Genomic DNA, 2709 nt, shown 5'->3' on the forward strand with positions numbered 1-2709 from the left:
GCCACCACCCGAAGCCCCACCCGCCCCACCGTTGCCGCCGTTACCGCCGACCGCCCCGGGCGCGCCGTTCCCACCGTTACCGCCGTCGCCACCATTGCCGTTGGTGGTGACTGCTCCCGAGCCGGGGCTGCTGGTGCCGCCACCAGAACCGCCGGCGCCGCCGACGCCGCCATCCGCTCCGGTCCCCCCTGCGCCGCCCGCACCACCGGCACCACCGGCACCGCCCTGGCCACCATTGGATCCACCGGCGCCGCCGGCACCGCCGTGGCCGCCGGACCCACCGGCACCGGCGTTGAAAGCGCCATCGGCCGCGTTGCCGCCGTTACCGCCATTGCCGCCCACAGGACCATTACCCGGACCGCTGCCCCCTGAGCCAAGGTTGACGTTGCCACCGTCACCGCCGGCGCCGCCGCCGGCACCATTACCGCCCAGGCCCGCAGGGCCGTTGGTGGCGTTGCCGCCGTCGCCCCCGTTACCGCCGATGCTGCCGGCGTAACCCTGACCCACGCTGCCGCCCGAGCCGCCGTCACCCCCAGCCCCGAATTGCCCGCCGTCGCCGCCGTTGCCCCCGTCGCCGCCCAGCGCCACGGAGTTCAGGCCGGTTACTGAAGCGGAGCCACCTGCGCCGCCATGACCGCCGGGGGCGCCAAAACCACCGTCCCCACCTTGACCACCATCACCCGCATTCACAGTGACGTTATTGGCGTTACTGGATGAAGACCCGCTGCTACCGCCCTGTCCGCCTTGCTGGATGTTGAGCGGGAAGGGTGGCAGAGTGCTGACGCCATCGACTCCAGGCTGGCCCGGCACGCCGCCGGGGGTAGAGGCGCCACTGGGTGCGACCGAGTTCACCGGAATGGGAACGTTGACTCCGTTTGCACCGGCACCGGCGGCCCCGCCGGCCCCACCGATGCCGCCGTCACCACCGACACCCACGCTTCCCGCCTGACCGCCGTTGGTGGCTCCGGCAGCGCCGGGAGCACCTCCGGCGCCCCCGATACCGCCGTCACCGCCGTCACCGCCGGTTCCGCCGACAGTGTCGTAGGTGCCGCCCGCGCCGAGTCCGCCGTCGCCGCCAGCGCCGGCGTTGCCGCCACGGCCGCCACCGCCGCCCGAGCCGGCCTTGGCTCCAGCGCCGCCTGCAGCGCCACCGGCGCCGCCGGCGCCACCGGCGCCACCGTCCCCACCGTTGCCACCGACGTGGCCGTCCACGAGGCCCGGCGCGCCGTTGGCCCCTTTGCCCCCGACGCCGCCGTCGCCGCCATTCCCGCCGGCGCCTCCGGCACCACCGTTGCCGTTAGCCCCGCCGGGAGCCCCTGCACCGGCCGCACCACCGGCGCCACCAACACCGCCGGCGCCGCCGCCGGTGCCGTCCCCGGCGTCACCGCCATCACCGGGACCCGCGAAGCCGCCGCCCCCGTTGGCGCCGTTACCGCCGGCGCCGGCGTCACCGCCGTTGCCGCCGCTGCCTCCGATGCCGACGCTGCCGGCGGTCCCACCGGTACCGGTGCCAGCCGCACCACCGAGGCCGCCGGCCCCACCGGCTGCGCCGGCGCCGCCGTTACCGCCCTTTCCGCCGGTCTGGGTAACCGTGCCCGGCGTGCCGGCACCGCCCGTGCCGCCATCGCCACCGTCTCCACCGGTACCGCCGGCACCGCCGTTGCCTGCCTTGCCGGCGGTGCTTCCGGCGCCGGCGTTGCCGCCGGCACCGCCTTGGCCGCCGTCACCGCCCTGAACGCCGGCGTCACCGGCGGCCCCAATGGTGCCGTCACCCCCGTCGGTTCCGGCGGTCCCGTTTCCGCCGGTACCGCCGGCACCACCGTTGCCACCCGCGCCTTGCAGGCCGGCCGCGCCAGCGGTGCCGCCCACACTGCTGCCCGCGGCGCCCCCGGCTCCGCCGGCTCCACCGTCGCCACCCCGGCCGCCGATGGCACCGTCCGCTCCGACGCCCAGTCCGGCGCCGCCAGCACTGCCGGCACCGCCGTTTCCACCGACTCCGCCGAGACCGCCGTTACCGGCCGCGCCGCCGCCGAGCGCGGCACCGCCCAGACCACCTTGACCGCCGGCGCCGCCGGCGAAACCAGAATTGCCTGCCACTCCGGCGCCGACAGCGGCGCCGTTCGCGCCTTGACCGCCGGCTCCGCCTGCACCGCCAGCGCCACCGGCCCCGACAGCGCCGGTGGCGCCGTTGCTGCTGAACGCCCCGCCAACACCGCCGGCGCCGCGGGCACCCGCGAGACCGCCGGTTCCACCGGCGCCCCCGGTACCACCGCTTGCGGCGACGCCCGCACCACCGTCACCGCCCGCACCGCCGGTGCCGCCGACACCAGCGGCCCCGCCGATGCCGCCACGGCCGAAGAGCAGCGGGCCTCCGCCGCCGGTTCCACCGTTGCCGCCGTTACCGCCGGTGCCACCGGCATCGCCAGTGGCACCGGCCAGCATGGCCTCCGCACCGGCCTCGCCGGTACCACCCTGGCCGCCGGCGCCACCTGCTCCACCGTTCATGAACAGCCCGCCGGCTCCGCCGTTTCCGCCGTTGCCGCCGGTACCTGCTGGGCCACCCGCACCGGTACCCACCAGGAATCCGGCGTTGCCGCCGTTTCCACCGTTACCACCATCGATGCCGCCGACACCGCCGCGCCCGCCGCTGCCCCACAGCCCTCCCGCGTTCCCGCCGTCACCGCCCTGACCTCCGCCGCTGCCACCGAC

At 76.8% G+C, this 2709-nt stretch carries 1 pseudogene; it reads right to left on the reverse strand.

The features are described 5' to 3' along the window. Positions 1-2709: pseudogene (locus AWC08_RS36915) on the reverse strand (PE family protein); the annotation flags it as partial.

The organism is Mycobacterium gordonae (genome assembly GCF_002101675.1).
GTDB classification, from domain to species: Bacteria; Actinomycetota; Actinomycetes; order Mycobacteriales; family Mycobacteriaceae; genus Mycobacterium; species Mycobacterium gordonae.